Source organism: Aeromonas sp. MdU4 (assembly GCF_041929505.1).
Lineage (GTDB): Bacteria > Pseudomonadota > Gammaproteobacteria > Enterobacterales > Aeromonadaceae > Aeromonas.
This window is the reverse complement of record NZ_JBHFMW010000020.1, coordinates 14,417-29,941: the sequence shown is the minus strand read 5'-3', so window position 1 is coordinate 29,941 and position 15,525 is coordinate 14,417. Positions and strand designations below refer to the sequence as shown.

The 15,525-nt window shown below is 58.9% G+C and carries 13 protein-coding genes; 7 read left to right on the top strand and 6 right to left on the bottom strand.

Translation table 11 applies throughout. The features are described from left to right. Nucleotides 1–35 precede the first annotated feature (35 nt). The 4 genes from ACE1BR_RS10220 to ACE1BR_RS10205 are packed head-to-tail and all read right to left on the bottom strand — an operon-like array spanning nt 36 to nt 3,188. Nucleotides 36–1,202, bottom strand: coding sequence for a hypothetical protein (locus ACE1BR_RS10220; protein WP_374869918.1), 1,167 nt, complete (start codon nt 1,200–1,202; stop codon nt 36–38). Next, nucleotides 1,202–1,573 carry a GtrA family protein gene (locus ACE1BR_RS10215; protein ID WP_184155631.1) on the bottom strand — a complete coding sequence of 124 codons (372 nt, stop codon included), beginning with the start codon at nt 1,571–1,573 and terminating at the stop codon, nt 1,202–1,204. Before ACE1BR_RS10215 ends, ACE1BR_RS10220 begins: the two co-directional genes overlap by 1 nt. Further along, complete coding sequence (locus tag ACE1BR_RS10210) at nt 1,570–2,589, bottom strand: glycosyltransferase family 2 protein (protein WP_374869916.1); 1,020 nt, start codon at nt 2,587–2,589, stop codon at nt 1,570–1,572. The genes ACE1BR_RS10215 and ACE1BR_RS10210 overlap by 4 nt, the downstream gene beginning before the upstream one ends. Nucleotides 2,590–2,642: 53 nt before the next feature. Continuing rightward, nucleotides 2,643–3,188 (bottom strand): hypothetical protein, encoded by a 546-nt coding sequence (locus tag ACE1BR_RS10205; protein ID WP_374869914.1) that lies wholly within the window; start codon nt 3,186–3,188, stop codon nt 2,643–2,645. Between the two features lie 327 nt (nt 3,189–3,515). Here ACE1BR_RS10205 and ACE1BR_RS10200 point away from each other — a divergent pair, with 327 nt between their 5' ends. The 4 genes from ACE1BR_RS10200 to ACE1BR_RS10185 all read left to right on the top strand — a co-directional run bounded on the left by ACE1BR_RS10200 (nt 3,516) and on the right by ACE1BR_RS10185 (nt 6,853). After that, complete coding sequence (locus tag ACE1BR_RS10200) at nt 3,516–4,280, top strand: substrate-binding periplasmic protein (RefSeq protein ID WP_374869912.1); 765 nt, start codon at nt 3,516–3,518, stop codon at nt 4,278–4,280. A gap of 79 nt (nt 4,281–4,359) precedes the next feature. After that, nucleotides 4,360–5,844: a murein L,D-transpeptidase gene (locus ACE1BR_RS10195; RefSeq protein WP_374869910.1), complete on the top strand. Its 1,485-nt coding sequence runs from the start codon at nt 4,360–4,362 to the stop codon at nt 5,842–5,844. Between the two features lie 164 nt (nt 5,845–6,008). After that, the gene (locus tag ACE1BR_RS10190; RefSeq protein WP_374870154.1) at nt 6,009–6,554 is read left to right on the top strand and encodes a DUF882 domain-containing protein; all 546 of its coding nucleotides are present in this window, start codon (nt 6,009–6,011) and stop codon (nt 6,552–6,554) included. 47 nt (nt 6,555–6,601) lie between these two features. Then, nucleotides 6,602–6,853, top strand: coding sequence for a DUF3862 domain-containing protein (locus ACE1BR_RS10185; protein WP_374869908.1), 252 nt, complete (start codon nt 6,602–6,604; stop codon nt 6,851–6,853). Between the two features lie 84 nt (nt 6,854–6,937). Here the strand turns inward: ACE1BR_RS10185 and ACE1BR_RS10180 are convergent, their stop codons facing one another. Both ACE1BR_RS10180 and cysZ read right to left on the bottom strand, forming a co-directional pair. Further along, on the bottom strand, nt 6,938–7,552 hold the full coding sequence (locus ACE1BR_RS10180; RefSeq protein WP_005338456.1) for a trimeric intracellular cation channel family protein: 615 nt from the start codon (nt 7,550–7,552) through the stop codon (nt 6,938–6,940). Between the two features lie 146 nt (nt 7,553–7,698). Further along, nucleotides 7,699–8,463 carry a sulfate transporter CysZ gene (cysZ, locus tag ACE1BR_RS10175; protein ID WP_033136123.1) on the bottom strand — a complete coding sequence of 255 codons (765 nt, stop codon included), beginning with the start codon at nt 8,461–8,463 and terminating at the stop codon, nt 7,699–7,701. A gap of 226 nt (nt 8,464–8,689) precedes the next feature. On the opposite strand from cysZ, the gene ACE1BR_RS10170 reads away from it, so the two are divergent. From ACE1BR_RS10170 to ligA, 3 genes are all read left to right on the top strand, one after another. After that, entirely contained in the window at nt 8,690–12,064 is a 3,375-nt protein-coding gene (locus ACE1BR_RS10170) for an AAA family ATPase (RefSeq protein ID WP_374869905.1), read from the top strand. Nucleotides 12,065–12,079: 15 nt separating this feature from the next. Beyond that, nucleotides 12,080–13,240 carry a cell division protein ZipA gene (zipA, locus tag ACE1BR_RS10165; RefSeq protein ID WP_374869903.1) on the top strand — a complete coding sequence of 387 codons (1,161 nt, stop codon included), beginning with the start codon at nt 12,080–12,082 and terminating at the stop codon, nt 13,238–13,240. A gap of 99 nt (nt 13,241–13,339) precedes the next feature. Further along, nucleotides 13,340–15,346 (top strand): NAD-dependent DNA ligase LigA, encoded by a 2,007-nt coding sequence (gene ligA / locus ACE1BR_RS10160; protein ID WP_374869902.1) that lies wholly within the window; start codon nt 13,340–13,342, stop codon nt 15,344–15,346. Nucleotides 15,347–15,525: the final 179 nt, after the last annotated feature.

Sequence of the window (15,525 nt, the reverse complement as noted above, 5' to 3'; positions counted from 1 at the left end):
GACCGGCATTTGGCGTTTCAGGCATCGTTGTTACATCAGACGGTGAAGAACTTGAAGTTGACGAAGGCCACCGCGATGAAGGAGGCAACCATGCCGCTCAGACAGAGCACCGCCGGGCGGATGGCAGGCCAGCGATGGGTCAGCAGAATGATGGCCAGCAAGGTCGGGTAGAGCCCGAACATGTAGCGTGGCATGGCGTTGAGGCCGGTCATCAACGGAATGGTGCAGCAGATGAACATCAGGGTCGCTTCGGCCCAGCGCTTCTGGCTGAACAGGTACCCGTTCAGACACCAGCCGAAGATCACCATGATGGAGAGGTAAGCCTTGCGGCCGCCCAGCTCGAAACCGCTCAGCCACCAGTCCAGCGGGCTGTCCATGTAACGACCCCACGCCACCTGAATGTGCTTGAAGGCCATGGCATCGCCGGTCAGGTGATAGAGGTAGACCATGTAGGCAAACAGGCCAAACGGGATCATCCAGAGGGTGAACACTACCTTGAAGGCGCGCTCGGTGAAGCGGAAAAACTCCCGCCAGCCGTAGGCTTGCAGTGCCAGGATCAGCACCGGGAACACCATCATCACGCCCAGGTTGCGGGTACCGGAGATACAGACCCCCAGCACGGCAACCATCAGCCACTGTTCCCGATAGGCGAACAGGAACATCCCTAGCATCAGTGCCATGAACGTTGACTCGGTATAACCGGAGACGAAATAGGCGGAGAAGGGGGAGAAGGCGAGCAGCCAGACGCCGAAGCGGGCGGTATCGTCACCCAGCTTGAGCTGACGCAGCACCAGCAGCATCAGCGGCAGGCTGGCGAAGAAGGAGGCGTTGGCCACAATGATGAGGCCGATCAGGCTCTCGACATTGAACAGGTTGGAGATGGCACCGGAGACCATCGGATAGAGCGGCATAAAGGCCCAGTTGGCCGCATTGCCCTTGCTCAGCCAGCGCGGGTAGAGGTCGTAGCCGTTTTCGATGATGCGCTGGAACCAGACGCAGTCGAACTGGCAATAGGCCTGCAGCGGGCCGATATCGGGGGAGCCATAGAGCTGGACACCGAAGTAGCCCATGCCATACAGCGCTATCCGGCTCAGCATGAAGGCGGCGATGATCATCAGCCAGTCACGGCCGCTGATACGCAGTGACGGGCGATAGGGGAGTGCAGCCCCGGTGAGCGGGGCAGTATTGGTCATATCATTCATCAGGCAAAAACCCAGACGCGAGAGAGAACGTAAGTGAGGACGGTAACGGTCAGGGTGGCGATGACCACCGGTAGCAGACCGGAGAGCCCCGCAAACAGCAGGCCGCTCAGGATCAGGTTACGCACCACCAGCGAGAAGAGGGCGACCAGCAGAAACTTGCTGGCGGCTCCCTGCTTCTGGAAGGTGATGTAGCGGTGACCGAAGAAGGAGAACCAGAACGCAATGGCAAAGGCCAGCGTGGTGACCAGGTGCTCCGAGATGGTTGGCCAGGTATGAAACAGGGCGATGGAGGTGCCAAGGTCGACGAGGGTTGCCCCCCCGCCGACAAAACCGAAACGTACCAGCCGCCAGAATTCCTCGCGGGAGATCATTGAGGCGCTTGCTCCTGCTGCTCTTGCGGGTTGCTTGCTGCGCTCTGCGGCTTGGCCGCATCCTGCTTGGCATACTGGCCATAGATCCCTTCAATGAGGTAGACCGGGCGCTGTTTCACTTCCACAAACATGCGGCCGATGTACTCGCCGATGATGCCGAGGGACAACAGCTGTATACCGCCGAGGAACAGCACCACGGACATCAGGGAGGCGTAACCGGGCACATCGATGCCGAAGAAGACCACCTGGGTGACGATCTTGAGGATATAGAGGAAGGCGACGAAGGAGACGCCGACACCCACATAGCTCCAGACCCGCAGCGGCCAGCTGGAGAAGCTGAGCAGACCGTCGAGGGCGAAGTTCCACAGTTTCCAGTAGTTGAACTTGGTTTCACCGGCGTGACGGGCAGGGCGCTCGTAGGGGACGCCAACGGCACGGAAACCGGCCCAGGCAAACAGACCCTTCATGAAGCGGTTGCGCTCCGGCAGCAGCTTGATCGCTTCGACCACGCGACGGTCGATCAGGCGGAAGTCACCGGCGTTTTCCGGCAGCTTGGTGCTGGTGGAGAGGGCGTTGAAGAAGCGGTAGAAGCCACCGGCCGTCACGCGTTTCATCGGAGTGTCAGCGCTGCGATCGACGCGGATGCCGTAGACGGTGTCATAGTCACCGGTCTGCCACAGTTTGACGAATTCCAGGATCAGGGCGGGGGGATCTTGCAGATCCACGTCCATCGGCACGATGGCATCCCCTTTGGCCTGGTGCAGACCGGCTGTCAGGGCAGCTTCTTTACCGAAGTTGCGTGCCAGGTTGACCAGGGTCACACGCGGGTCGCGGGCGATGGCCTGTTCGACCACTTCACGGGTGCGGTCACGGCTGCCATCGTTGACAAATACAATCTCAAGCTGGTCTTTCAGCGGGGCCAGTTCGTTGTCTATCGCGTTGATGAAGGCATCGATGCTCTCTTCCTCGTTGTAAACGGGAACGACCAGAGAGAGTCGAAAATCTGGATACGACATAAGAACGTCCTTATTGGATAGTTGTTTTTATAAAACGGTATTCAGCGCAAATATCATTGGGCAACGGTCAAACGCACCGACTGAACGTTGATGGGGGTTGGTGCCGAGAGCGCCAGAAAATTGGGGCGCTTGGGATCTGCGGTGAGTGAATCCCCCGGCAGGCTGAGCCGGATTTCATTAATCCCCGCCTTGGCCAGTTTGACCGTGGTGGTAAAGTCGTGACCCAGAGCAACCTGCAACAGAGCACCGGCTTGCGGGCTGTTGACGCGCGCGTGGATAGTCAGCTCTTCCGGATTGGCAGCCTGTTTGGGTAGCACGAAGTAGAGGCCGCCCTTACCGCTCAGCTGGGTGCCTTCATCGCTCGGCTTCTTGGCCCAGCCTTCGCTGGAGAGGAAACGGCTCGGCTTGGTCAGATTGAGCTCGTTACCTGGCTGATAGGTCATGCTGGAGTTGTGTTCCCAGAAGCGGGTCTTGCCTTCCAGATAATAGAGTTTGTAGGCCAAGCTCACGTTGGGGTGAGCCGCCAGATAGAGGGTGTAAAGATAGAAACCGCTCAGCGCCAGGATGGCGGTCAGAAAACCAAACTTTTTATACGTCATATCACTCTCTACGCCTGACAGGAATTGGTAGGCTGATGTCGCGCATATGCTAATCCAATTGCAAAAAAAGCATAGTGGATCACAAAAAAATATTTGGTCACATATTAACCCCTTTTGCCCTCTGCGCCAAACGTTGCGCTCTTTGTTATTGATAATCCTAACAGGCGGGAAGTTGCTGATTACAAAGGTAGGGCTAGGCTTGGCATACAGTAAGGCACTGGCAATTTGCTGCGTCATATTCTTGCGGATGTTGGCTGTGATGCAGGGTCTATCGCCATTTTGCAGGTGCCGATTTATGATGGCGCATCTTTTTGTCAAGGACGACTTATGAAGAGGTTATTTTATGTGTGGCTGCTTGCCAGCTGGGCTCCGTTAGCCTCTGCAGCCAGCCTTTGTCCCGTTCCCATCAAGGTTGGTTTCGATAACTGGCCTCCCTATCACTATTACGAGGCGGACTCCCCCTCGCAGGTGCGGGGTTATGCTGCCGAGGTGCTCTCTGCGGTGCTTGCCAAGATGGGCTGCAAAATCGACTACCTGGAGTTGCCCTGGAAGCGAATACTCCATGAACTGGAGTTCGGTCGTGTTGATATGGCGATGGAAGCCAACATCAACGAAGAGCGCAGCCGTTATGCCTATTTCTCATCCCCCTATAATCCGGGGCGGACTTTGTTGTGGGTCCGCAAGGGCAGCCATTATCAGGAGCAGGATCTGGCGAGTTGGCTTGCCAAGGGATATCTGCTGGGGATCACCAAGGAGTATTTTTACGGTGATGAGGTGATGGCTTTGCTCAGCCGTTATGCCAGCCAAGTGAGTGCGGTGAGCGACAAACAGAATTACGAGAAGTTGGCTCGTGGACGGATTGATGGATTCCTCGGTGACATGCTGGCGACCCCCAGTGGCCTCAAAAAGGAGGGGATGAGCGGCCAGTTCTCATATCACCCCATGGTGGTATATGAATCTCCAGGCTTTTTCATGATGAGCAAGCGAAGTATCTCTCCGCAATTTTTGCAGCATTTCAACCAGGCATTGGCGGAATTTCAGGCCAGCGACGAGTATGACATTATCTTGCGGCGCTATGCCCCGGGGAACTAGCAAAGTAATAGCCATTCACGCATCATGAGCGGCCTGACCATAGGGTCTGACCAAGTGCATAAACCGTTTTGAGGTGTCCATGGGGATGAAGTATTGGCTGGCTCTTGCCAACCTGATGTGGCTGGGATGTTTGCCCGCGGGCGTGGTACATGCAGCCGAATCACACGTGGTGGTGGCTGCCAGTGAAACGCGGCATGAGTGGTATCAGGGCAGTCGGGCAGAACAGGCCCGCATCGAGCTGGAGCAACAGTTGCAAGAGGCCGTATTGGCCCAGCTCCATCCCGATTTCTTCACGTTGTGGAAGCGGCTGCAGGCAGCACCGGCAGCCAAGCGTGGCGCCATCTATGACGAGGTCTTTGCCAAACTGGCTCGTTTTCAGCACGCCTGGCGAGCCATGGATCTGGTCTCTCGCGAGCAGATGAAGACCCTCAAGCTGGACTTGAACCGGCCGGTCGCTATTGCACCAGCTGGCGATGACTTGTTGGCGCAGGTGACATCGCTGCGTCCTCAGGTGGCGGAATACGAAGCGGTGCGGGCCAAGGTGCACGCGCTGCTGGCGATGCCGATGGCCAGCAAGTGGCCCACCCTCGATATGCCGACATTGAGGGCGGGGGAGAGCTCGACGGCTTTGGCTCAGCTTCGTACCATGCTCAACGAGTTGGGCGATAGTGCTCCATTGCATGGTGATGCCATTTATGATGGTGATACCGAGCAGGCCATCAAGCAGTTTCAGCGTCGTCACGGCCTTACGGCTGACGGCATCATAGGTCGTCAGACGCGCTCCTGGCTTAATACCGGCCCACAAGTGCGTGCCAGTCTGTTGCTACGCAACCTGTGGCGGCGCGATCTGGTGGATCAGCTCTCCGGTAGCCGTTATGTGCTGGTCAATATCCCTGATTATCGTCTGAGCGTGGTGGAGTCCGGCAACGAGGTGTTCACCAGCAGGGTGATTGTTGGCAAGGAACAGCGTGCCACCCCCATCCTTTCCAGCGAAATTCGCTCCATCGTGCTCAACCCCTCCTGGCATGTGCCGCGCTCCATTCTGAGCAAGGATATTTTGCCCAAGTTGAGTCGCGATCCTGCTTATCTGAATCGGGAACAGTTTGAAGTGATCGATGGTGAGGGCAATCCGGTGCAGTTTACCGAAGAGGGATGGCGACAGGCGCTGGCAGCGGGTTTCCCCTATCGTCTGCGGCAAAAGCCGGGCGATCACAATGCCCTGGGGCGCTACAAGTTCTACCTGCCCAACAATGAGGCGATCTATTTGCATTCGACCCCCCGCAAGTCTCTGTTTGAGCAGGGAGCTCGCGCCTTCAGCTCGGGCTGTATCCGGGTCGAGCATGCCGATGATCTGGCAGAATTGTTGTTGGCGGACTCTCGCTATCAGCCGGACAAAGTGGCCTCCATCCTCAAAGAGAGCGAGACCAAGTGGCTGCCGCTCACCAAGCCCATCCCGGTCTTTACCGTCTACTGGAGCAGCTGGATCGATGATGAAGGTCGTCAGCAACTTCGCAACGACATCTACGGATTTGATCGGATCAGTTTCCAGAGCCGTCTGTTGTGATCCCAGCCACAGAGTAACAAGCCCGGCCTGTGCCGGGCTTTTCTATGGGCGATTGTGGTTTGACATTGCCCCCTGCTGAAGGGTAGTTTCAAACGCCTGTATCGAATTCATTGAGTGATCTCATTCAACATTTTTCGCTTGAATCTGCGATGGACGGACCCCTTATGCTGGAACAAGAGATAAGTCGACGTCGTCTGCTGCTGGGTGCTGGCTGCCTGCTGGGTAGCTCGCTGGTCTCCTTCCCCGCCCTGGCAAGCCGCAGTACCAGCGGGCGTGAACTCAGTTTCTTCAATCTCAATACCGGTGAGCGTGTGCGTGCCAGCTATTGGGAAAATGGCCACTACCTCAATGACGGGCTGGCCGAGCTTAACCACATCTTCCGCGATTACCGGCGCAATGAAGTGTTCAACATCGACAAGAAGCTGTTTGATCAGCTGTTTCTGTTGCAGCACAAGTTGGGCCGCCGCAGCGAAATCCAGCTGATATCCGGTTATCGTGCACCGGCGACCAATCGCCAGAAGCGCCACAAGAGTCGTGGTGTGGCCAAGCACAGCTACCACACTCTTGGCCAGGCGGTAGATGTGCGGATCCCGGGCGTGCAACTGGCCCATCTGCGCAAAGCAGCCCTCAATCTGAAGGTGGGCGGTGTCGGTTACTATCCTCATGATAACTTTGTGCACCTTGATACCGGCCCGGTCCGCAGCTGGTAAACGGCTGAGCAAGCTGCCAAGCTCTTCGCTTCAGTGAGGAGATAGCGATGAAACAGATAGTGATTGGCGGCCTGATCGCCCTGCTTTTGACCGGTTGCAGCAAGCTCAACCGTGAAAATTACGACCAGCTGAAAATGGGGATGAGTTACGCTGAAGCCAGCGTCATCCTTGGCAAGGCGGAGCGTTGTGACGATGCACTCGGTACCACCAGCTGCATCTGGGGTGGGGAAGGGAAGAATATCAAGATCCGCTTTATCGCCGACAAGGCGACCTTCTTCAGCTCGGAAGGCATTAACTGAGCCACAGAGCCGCAACAAAAAAGCGCCATTCGGGCGCTTTTTTGTTGTTCGCAATTCATGCCACCTGGCCAGAAACTGGCGTACTCAGTGGGTGGCGTACTGATAGTTGAAGGTGGGCAGCCCCCACTTGAAGCGAACTGCCAGCAGTCGCAGCACAAAACCGATCCCGATTGAGCCGAATGCGGCCCAGTTGGTGGGTAACCCCTGATCCAGCGCCAGACAGTAGAGGGCTGCGGTGATCAGCGAAATGGCGGCATACAGTTCGCGACGAAATACCAGCGGAATACGCTGGCAGAGCAGGTCTCGCAGCACTCCGCCAAATACCCCGGTCACCACTGCCATGATGCAGGCAATGCCAGCGCCGTGACCCATATCCAGCGCACGAGCTGCGCCGAAGATGGAGAAGACCACCAGTCCCAGGGCATCGAGGGCCATGAACAGTTTGCCGAGATAGCGCATCAGCGGTGCGGAGACCACGCCAGCCATCGCAGCTGCGGCAACCAGCAGCACATATTCCGGATGTTCAATCCAGAGCAGCGGATAGTGGCCCAGCAGTACATCGCGAATGGTACCGCCGCCGATGGCCGTCGCCGAGGCGATGATCACCACCCCAAACAGATCCATCCGTCGCCGACCCGCGGCCAGCGCGCCGGTCATCCCTTCAGCCACCAGGCCGACCAAGAAGAGTGCATGTAACATGAGATATCCCAGGGAACGAGAAAGGCCAGCATCCTACCAACTCGCTTTATATGGGACAAGTAATCCAATATACACATTAGATTAATTCATGCTAATCAGTAAAAAGGCACCGTTTCGGGTGCCTTTTTCTAATCAATGTTCAAGGGTTAGCGGCCTAACTGCTCCTGTCGGTAGTGATCAACCCACATGGCGGTGGCGCCACAGATGGCGACCGGCATAACAAAGAGGTTCACCACCGGGATAGCGGAGAAGAGGGTAACTAGGGCGCCGAAGCTCAGGCATTTGCCACGGCGCTGTTTCAAGGCATCGCGCATGGTGATAAAGCCGATTTTGTGGTTGTCGAACGGATAATCCACATACTGGATGGCCATCATCCAGGCGCTGAACAGGAACCAGAGCACCGGCGCCAGGGTTTGGCCTACCACCGGGATCAGGAACAGGATCAGGCAGCCGATGGCTTTGGGCAGGTAATACTTCAGCTTGGTCCATTCGCGGCCGAAGGTGCGTGGCACATCCTTGACGATATCCAGCATGCCGCTGTCATTGGCGGGCTGGCCGGTGAGGATCTGCTCCACCTTTTCCGCCAGCAGGCCGTTGAAGGGGGCGGCTACCCAGTTGGCAACCGAGCTGAAGATAAAGGAGAAGACCACCAGTATGGTGATGAGGGCGATGGGCCACAGCAGATAGTCCAGCCAGTCGAGCCAGGCGGGGATCTGCTGATGGAGCCAGGCGAACAGGCCATCGAGCTGTAGCAGCAGGGCATAGAAGGCCCCGGCAAACAGCACGAAGTTGACCAGCAGGGGGATCAGCACAAAGGTGCGAATGCCTGGCTGACGAATAAGGGAAAACCCGCGCAGGAAATAGTCTGCACCGCTGATTGAATCTTTGACCATATGGGGTGATTGGCTCATGTGAGCTCCATCTATGCATGGGAGAACTGCCAGCATATTACAAACAAGCCTTTGATTTGGTAAAGTCGCCGACTATTCCTTATTTCGTGCCGTGGCGACTGCCGTTGCGATGGAAAACCGGGCATTGGATGGGGATGATGCCTGCATATTACAAACAAAGCCGGGTCTGGATTTGGTAAAGTCACCTGCCCGCCTCCTCTTTATTTAGCCACTGATACAGGTCGCCATGCGTCTGAAACTGATCAAACTCGCCGGCTTCAAGTCGTTCGTCGAGCCGACCCGCATCGAACTGTCGGCAGACATGACCGCCGTGGTGGGCCCAAATGGCTGTGGTAAATCCAACGTTATCGACGCGGTGCGCTGGGTACTGGGGGAGAGCTCTGCCCGCCATCTGCGCGGCGAGAACATGACCGATGTCATCTTCAATGGCTCCATCAACCGCAGTGCGCACGGGCGTGCCTCGGTCGAGCTGGTGTTCGACAATCCCCACAACCGGGTGCCCGGCGAGTTCGGCCGCTTTACCGAAATCTCGGTGCGCCGTGAAGTGCTGCGCGACGGCTCCAACCACTATCAAATCAACGGCCAGAAGTGCCGCCGTAAGGATGTCACCGATCTCTTCCTCGGTACCGGCCTGGGCCCCCGCAGCTACGCCATCATCGAACAGGGCACCGTCAGCCGACTGGTGGAGTCGCGCCCAGCCGATCTCAAGCTCTTTATGGAGGAGGCGGCCGGGGTCTCCCGCTACAAGGAGCGGCGCCGCGAGACCGAGCAGCGCATTCGCCACACCCAGGAGAATCTGGAGCGCCTCGGTGATATTCGCGGCGAGCTGGGTTCGCGCCTCGAGCACCTCAAATCCCAAGCTGAAACGGCCGAGCGCTACAAACAGCTCAAGAGTCGTTCGCGCGCCGCTCGCGCCGAGTTGATTGGCTCCGAATTGTGGGCGCTGGAGACGCGCCTCGGCGAGGCCAAAACAGAACTGGCACAGACCGAGCAGGCGCTGGCGGCACTTGATGCCAAGCGCACCGCCGACGAGGGACGCCACGTCACCCTGTCGGTTGCCAGGCAGGAGGCGCAAGCCGAGCAGGCGAGCCGCCAGCAGCAGATTTTTCTCGGCGGCCAGGCCATCGCCCGCCTTGAGCAACAACAGCTGCACCAGAGTGAACTGGGGCGCGACTGGCAAGCCCGTGCGCAGGTGCTGGGCGAGCGGATCGCCACTCGCAAGGCGCAGTTGGCCAGCCAGCAGGATCAGCTGACCGAAGGAGTATTGCGCGCTGAACAGGAGAGCGCCCGACTGGAACAGTGTGAGCAGTTGCTCACCGAACAGCAGGAGGCTCGCCAGCAGGCCAGTGAAGGGTTGGAGCAGGCCCGTCTGCAGCAGCAACAGTGGCAACAACAGTTGGCCGGGTTACAGGGCCAGCTCAACCAGACCCGCACCCGATTGGGCGGCCTGCAGGAGCTGCAAGCCAAGACCCGGCTGGCCCGTCTCAAGCTGGAGGATGAACGCGCTGGCCCTCTCGGCGCAGAGGCCGATGACCTGCAACCGGCCCTCGATGATTTGAGCGGTCAGCTGGAGCTGACGCGGGCCGCCAATGGCGAGCTGGCCGAGCAGTTGGCGCAGGCGGTCGACGCCCATGAACAACTCAAGCAGCAGCATGGCCAGCAGTTGAGCCTGCAGCGGGAGCTGGAGGCGCGGCTGGCGACCCTGGATCAGATCCTCGGGGAGCAGATGGAGGGGGCGACCCTGGCCGATCGGCTGCACGTTGCCCCCGAGTGGGCACCGGCGCTCGATAAAGTGCTGGGCCGCTGGCTCACCGCGACCCCGGCGGATGAGTGCAATCTGGCGCAAGAGGGACTCTGGATTGGCCCGGCGCAACCGGCGGTTGCCGGTACCCTGGCGGCGCAACTGGGCGGCGAGCATATTCCTGCCTTCCTCAATGCCATCTGGCTGGTCGAGAGCCGGGAGGCCGCATTGGCCCGCCAACCGAGCCTTGCAGCCGGTGAGTCGGTACTGACTCCTGCCGGCGACTGGTTGGGGCCGAACTGGGCGGATATTGGACAGGGGGCGGCGCTTGGCACCATGGCGCTGCTCGGTGAGCGTGAGCGGTTGCATACCGAGCAGGAGAAGGTGGCCGCAGGGCTGGTACAGCTGAGCGGGCAACTTGTCGCCGCCGATGCGCGGCGCGCCCAGCTTGCCACTGCGCAGGAGTTGTCGCAGCGAACCTTGCGCGAGCAAGAGCAGAAATGGCAACAACTGCGTGAAGCCTGGAGCCTGCAACAGGGGCAACGGCAGGAGCGGTTGCAGCGGCTCGGCCAGCTCGGCGAAGAGCTGATCCGGCTCGATCAGGAGCAGGCTGAAGAGGCAGAGCGGCTGGCCAGTGCCCGTGAACAGCTGGAACTCGATGAGGCGCGCCTTGCCGAGTTGCAGGAGCAGGGGGAGCCGCTGACACAAGGGTTGCAGGTCGCTCAGGAGCGGGTGACCCGCTGCGAGCGGGCGGTTGACGAGGCACGTTTGCGCCGCGAGCAGCAACAAGCGGTCTGCCAGCGTTTGCAACTTGAGCAAGGCAATCTGCGCCAGCTGATTGCGCTGGGTGAAGAGGAGCTGGCAAGACTTGGACTGGAGCTGGCCGGGCTCAAGGGGCCGGATAGCGAGGCGGTGCCGGATCTGGCGCCACTGCTGGCCGAGCAGCGTCATCTGGAGGCGCAGCAGCTCGACTGTCATCAGCGACTGAGTGAACTGGAGCGCCAGTTAAGCGAATTGGAGCAGGCCAGAAGCGCCGATCACAAACAGCTGGTGCAGATACAAGAGAAGCTGGCGACCCTGCGCCTTGAGCGCGAACGCAACCTCACCCGTCGACAGGGGCTGCACGAACAGTTCGAAGAGCTGGGAGTTCGGCTGGTGGATCTCGATCAGGCGGTGCTTATTGCCGCTGATCGGGGCAAGTTGCGTCAGGAGATCCAGACCCTGGAGGGGCAGGTGGAGGCACTCGGTGCCATCAACCTGGCAGCACTGGAAGAGTACGAAGAGGCCAAAACGCGCTCAACTTATCTCGAAAATCAGTGTCAGGATCTCGAGCAAGCGCTGGAAACCCTGAGCCAAGCCATTAAAAGAATTGATAAAGAGACACAAATACGGTTCCGGGATACTTTCGATAAGGTCAATGAAGATTTAAAATCCCTGTTTCCAAAAGTGTTCGGTGGGGGCAGTGCCTGGCTTGAGCTTACCTCCGATGATCTTTTGGAGGCCGGAGTGAGCATCATGGCGAGACCTCCGGGTAAGAAGAATGCTACCATTGCCCTGCTTTCCGGGGGGGAGAAGGCGTTAACTGCGCTTGCGCTGGTTTTTGCCATCTTCAGACTCAATCCGGCACCTTTCTGCCTGCTGGATGAGGTGGATGCACCGCTCGATGAAGTGAACGTCGGTCGCTTCTGTTCTCTTGTCAAAGAGATGTCGAGCACAGTACAGTTCGTTTACATCAGTCATAATAAGGTCTCCATGGAGATGGCTGAGCAGCTGGTTGGCGTCACGATGCAAGAGCCTGGGGTTTCGCGCATTGTGTCAGTCGATATCGGTGAAGCCGTCGCTTTGGCTGAGCAAAACTAGAAAGAGAAGCAGCTAATGCAGGAATTGCGTTACATCTTGGTTGCCCTGGGCGGTATTGCCATCGCGGCATTGCTCATTCACGGGTTGTGGAGCAACAGAAAGAATCGTCAGGCACCGATCAAAGAGAAACCGATTGGACGGATGGACTCCAAGTCGCGGGATCGTGATAACGATGCCTTCGACAGCGATGGCATCGGTCAGGTGCGTGTGGTCAGTGCAGGCCGTCGTGCCGAGCCCAAGCTGCGTAGCGAGGAGAGCCGCCAGCCGGAGCTTGCTCGTCGCCCCGCTGTGCCCGACTTTGATGATGAAGATGACGAGGACGATCTGCCGCCACCCGTTGTGCGCAAGCCTGCTGCCCGTCCGGTTCCCCCGCCGCCTCCTGTCTATGAAGAAGAGGAAGCGTTCGATGAACCGCTGCCTGAGGAGATTGACGAGGCACCCGCCGCGCCGGTGCGTAAACCTGCGCAGGTCAATCGTCGCACCCCGGTCTACCGTTCCCGTCCCCAGCGTGAGCCCATGATGCAGTCGCTGGATGAGGAGCCATTGGTCGAGCCCGCTTATGCGACTGCACCGACATTCGGTGTCCGCCCCGAGGCTGCTCGCAGCGAAAGCGTGCGTGCCGAACCGGTGCGTGCTGCCGAGCAGGAATACCAGCCGCAGCCCCGTCATGTGGTGCCAGAGCCTGCTTACCAGGAGCCGGTCTATGAAGCGCCCGTCGAAGAGCCGCGCGCAGCTGCCCAGCCGGTCGAGAAGATCTGGCAGGATGTCTATGTCATCAACCTGATGGGCCGTCCGGGCCACGAGCTGCAAGGGGCGACCCTGCTCTCTTCCCTGATGGCGCTGGGCTTCAAGTTTGGCGAGATGGATATCTTCCACCGGCACGAAGATGCCAATGGCAAGGGTGAAGTGCTCTTCTCCATGATCAACATGGTCAAGCCGGGCACCTTCAACCCGTACCGGATGGAGCAGTTTACTACGCCGGGTGTCTCCCTGTTCATGCAGTTGCCGCTGCGCAGCAATGCCGCGTTTGCCTTCGAGGACATGCTGCAGGCAGCCGATCAGCTGGCCAGCGATCTCGATGCGATGCTGACCGATATGGAGCGCAGCCCGCTGAGCGACGAGACTATCGCCCGTTACCGTCATGAGCTGGCAGCCTACGAGGCCAGCCGCGACTAATACGCCATGCGGGTCGAATGAATCAAAGTGCGGTACCCTGGTACCGCATTTTTGTTTCTACCCCGGGCCGAATTTTCAATCACACTTCGAGACTTTTTCATGAGCGAAACCCTCTCCCGCCACCGTCAATTGTGTGAACTGCTTACCGAATACGGACATCAGTACTATGTGCTGGATAACCCGACTGTACCGGATGCCGAATATGATCGCCTGATGCGCGAGCTGATCGCGCTGGAGGCTGACCACCCCGAGCTGAAAACCTCAGCGTCCCCCAGCGTACGGGTCGGCGGCCAGCCGCTGACTGCCTTTAGTCAGGTACGCCACGAGATCCCCATGCTCAGTCTGGACAACGTCTTTAGCAGCGAAGAGCTGCAGGCGTTCGAACAGCGGATGAGCGATCGCCTCAAGCGTGAGGTGCGTTTCACCTTCTGCTGCGAGCCCAAGCTCGATGGTCTTGCGGTGAGCCTGCTCTATGTGGATGGTCAGCTGGTGCAGGCTGCCACCCGGGGCGATGGTGCCACCGGTGAGGAGATCACTGAAAACGTGCGCACCATAAAGGCCATTCCGCTCACATTGCGTGGCACAGGCTGGCCCGAGCGGCTTGAGGTGCGTGGCGAAGTCTTTATGCCCAAGGCCGGTTTTGAAGCGATGAACGCCAAGGCGCTGGCCGCAGGCGAGAAGGTGTTCGTCAACCCGCGCAATGCCGCCGCTGGCAGCCTGCGTCAGCTCGATTCACGCATCACCGCCAGCCGTCCCCTGAGCTTTTACGCCTATGGTGTGGGCGTGGGGGGCGAGCTGTTGGGTGACTCCCATTTCGGTCGTCTCAACCAGCTCAAAGCGTGGGGGCTGCCGCTCAGTCCTGAGGTGAAGCTCAAAGAGGGGGCGGCTGGCTGTCAGGCGTACCACGATGACATTCTGGCTCGCCGTGGCGAGCTGCCCTATGAGATTGACGGTGTGGTTTACAAGGTGGATGCCATTGCGCTGCAAGAGGAGCTGGGCTTTGTGGCCCGAGCGCCGCGCTGGGCGACTGCTCACAAGTTCCCGGCTCAGGAGGAGATGACGGAGCTTGAGAACGTTGAGTTTCAGGTCGGTCGGACCGGCGCCGTGACCCCGGTGGCCAAGCTCAAGCCGGTGTTTGTCGGCGGCGTCACCGTCTCCAACGCCACCTTGCACAATGCCGACGAGATTGAACGGCTCGGCGTGATGATCGGCGATACCGTGATCGTGCGTCGTGCCGGTGACGTGATCCCGCAGATCGTTGCCGTGGTGGAGGCGCAGCGCCCAAGCGATGCCCGTGCGATCCTCTTTCCGACCGAGTGTCCGGTCTGTGGCTCTGCCGTCGAGCGACTGGAGGGAGAAGCGGTTGCCCGCTGTTCCGGCGGCCTGTTCTGCGAGGCGCAGCGCAAGGAGGCGATCAAGCACTTTGCCGCCCGTCGCGCCATGGATGTGGATGGCCTTGGCGACAAGATTGTCGAACAGTTGGTGGACAAAGGACTGGTGAAGACTCCTGCCGATCTGTTCAGCCTCAACGCCATCCAGCTGGCAGGTCTTGAGCGGATGGGGCAAAAATCGGCCCTCAATCTGGTGGCGGCCATCGATGCGGCCCGGAGCACCACCCTGCCGCGCTTCCTGTTTGCCTTGGGGATCCGCGAAGTGGGGGAGGCGACCGCCCTCAATCTGGCCAATCACTTTCTTACCCTGGATGCCCTGCGCGCTGCTTCGGTGGAGCAACTGCTAACGGTGGCCGATGTGGGGGATGTGGTAGCCAAGCATGTCTACTACTTCCTGCGTCAGCCCCACAACGTGGAGGTGCTGGAAGCCTTGCTGGCCGCCGGTATTCACTGGCCAGCCATCGAGAAGAAAGAGGCAAGCGATCAGCCCTTTGCCGGCAAGACCTTCGTGCTGACCGGTACTCTCACTACCTTGTCGCGCAACGATGCCAAGGCGGCACTGCAGGCGCTGGGGGCCAAGGTGGCAGGTTCGGTATCGGCCAAGACCGATGTGCTGGTCGCAGGGGAAGCCGCTGGCTCCAAGCTGACCAAGGCGCAGGAGCTCGGCATCACCATCTGGACCGAAGAGGAGTTGCAGCAGGCACTGCAAGGCTAGGATTGGCGTCGCTTCCATCTGATAAAAACAACCCGGCATGTATGCCGGGTTGTTTTTTATCTCCGCAATATTCATTTTTGGGGAATAAGAGTGGATGCTTGGCCATCATATTCAGGGAAAAATAGCCGTACAAGCCGCATTCTGAATGCCGATTGCAGTGACACTCAGAATGCCGACTT

What these genes read in the sequence shown, in the direction of transcription:
- ACE1BR_RS10205 (WP_374869914.1), bottom strand. Translation starts at nt 3,188, where the DNA reads ATGACGTATAAAAAGTTTGGTTTTCTGACCGCCATCCTGGCGCTGAGC.
- ACE1BR_RS10215 (WP_184155631.1), bottom strand. Translation starts at nt 1,573, where the DNA reads ATGATCTCCCGCGAGGAATTCTGGCGGCTGGTACGTTTCGGTTTTGTC.
- ACE1BR_RS10185 (WP_374869908.1), top strand. Translation starts at nt 6,602, where the DNA reads ATGAAACAGATAGTGATTGGCGGCCTGATCGCCCTGCTTTTGACCGGT.
- cysZ (WP_033136123.1), bottom strand. Translation starts at nt 8,463, where the DNA reads ATGAGCCAATCACCCCATATGGTCAAAGATTCAATCAGCGGTGCAGAC.
- ACE1BR_RS10190 (WP_374870154.1), top strand. Translation starts at nt 6,009, where the DNA reads ATGCTGGAACAAGAGATAAGTCGACGTCGTCTGCTGCTGGGTGCTGGC.
- ligA (WP_374869902.1), top strand. Translation starts at nt 13,340, where the DNA reads ATGAGCGAAACCCTCTCCCGCCACCGTCAATTGTGTGAACTGCTTACC.
- ACE1BR_RS10195 (WP_374869910.1), top strand. Translation starts at nt 4,360, where the DNA reads ATGGGGATGAAGTATTGGCTGGCTCTTGCCAACCTGATGTGGCTGGGA.
- ACE1BR_RS10180 (WP_005338456.1), bottom strand. Translation starts at nt 7,552, where the DNA reads ATGTTACATGCACTCTTCTTGGTCGGCCTGGTGGCTGAAGGGATGACC.
- ACE1BR_RS10200 (WP_374869912.1), top strand. Translation starts at nt 3,516, where the DNA reads ATGAAGAGGTTATTTTATGTGTGGCTGCTTGCCAGCTGGGCTCCGTTA.
- zipA (WP_374869903.1), top strand. Translation starts at nt 12,080, where the DNA reads ATGCAGGAATTGCGTTACATCTTGGTTGCCCTGGGCGGTATTGCCATC.
- ACE1BR_RS10220 (WP_374869918.1), bottom strand. Translation starts at nt 1,202, where the DNA reads ATGAATGATATGACCAATACTGCCCCGCTCACCGGGGCTGCACTCCCC.
- ACE1BR_RS10210 (WP_374869916.1), bottom strand. Translation starts at nt 2,589, where the DNA reads ATGTCGTATCCAGATTTTCGACTCTCTCTGGTCGTTCCCGTTTACAAC.
- ACE1BR_RS10170 (WP_374869905.1), top strand. Translation starts at nt 8,690, where the DNA reads ATGCGTCTGAAACTGATCAAACTCGCCGGCTTCAAGTCGTTCGTCGAG.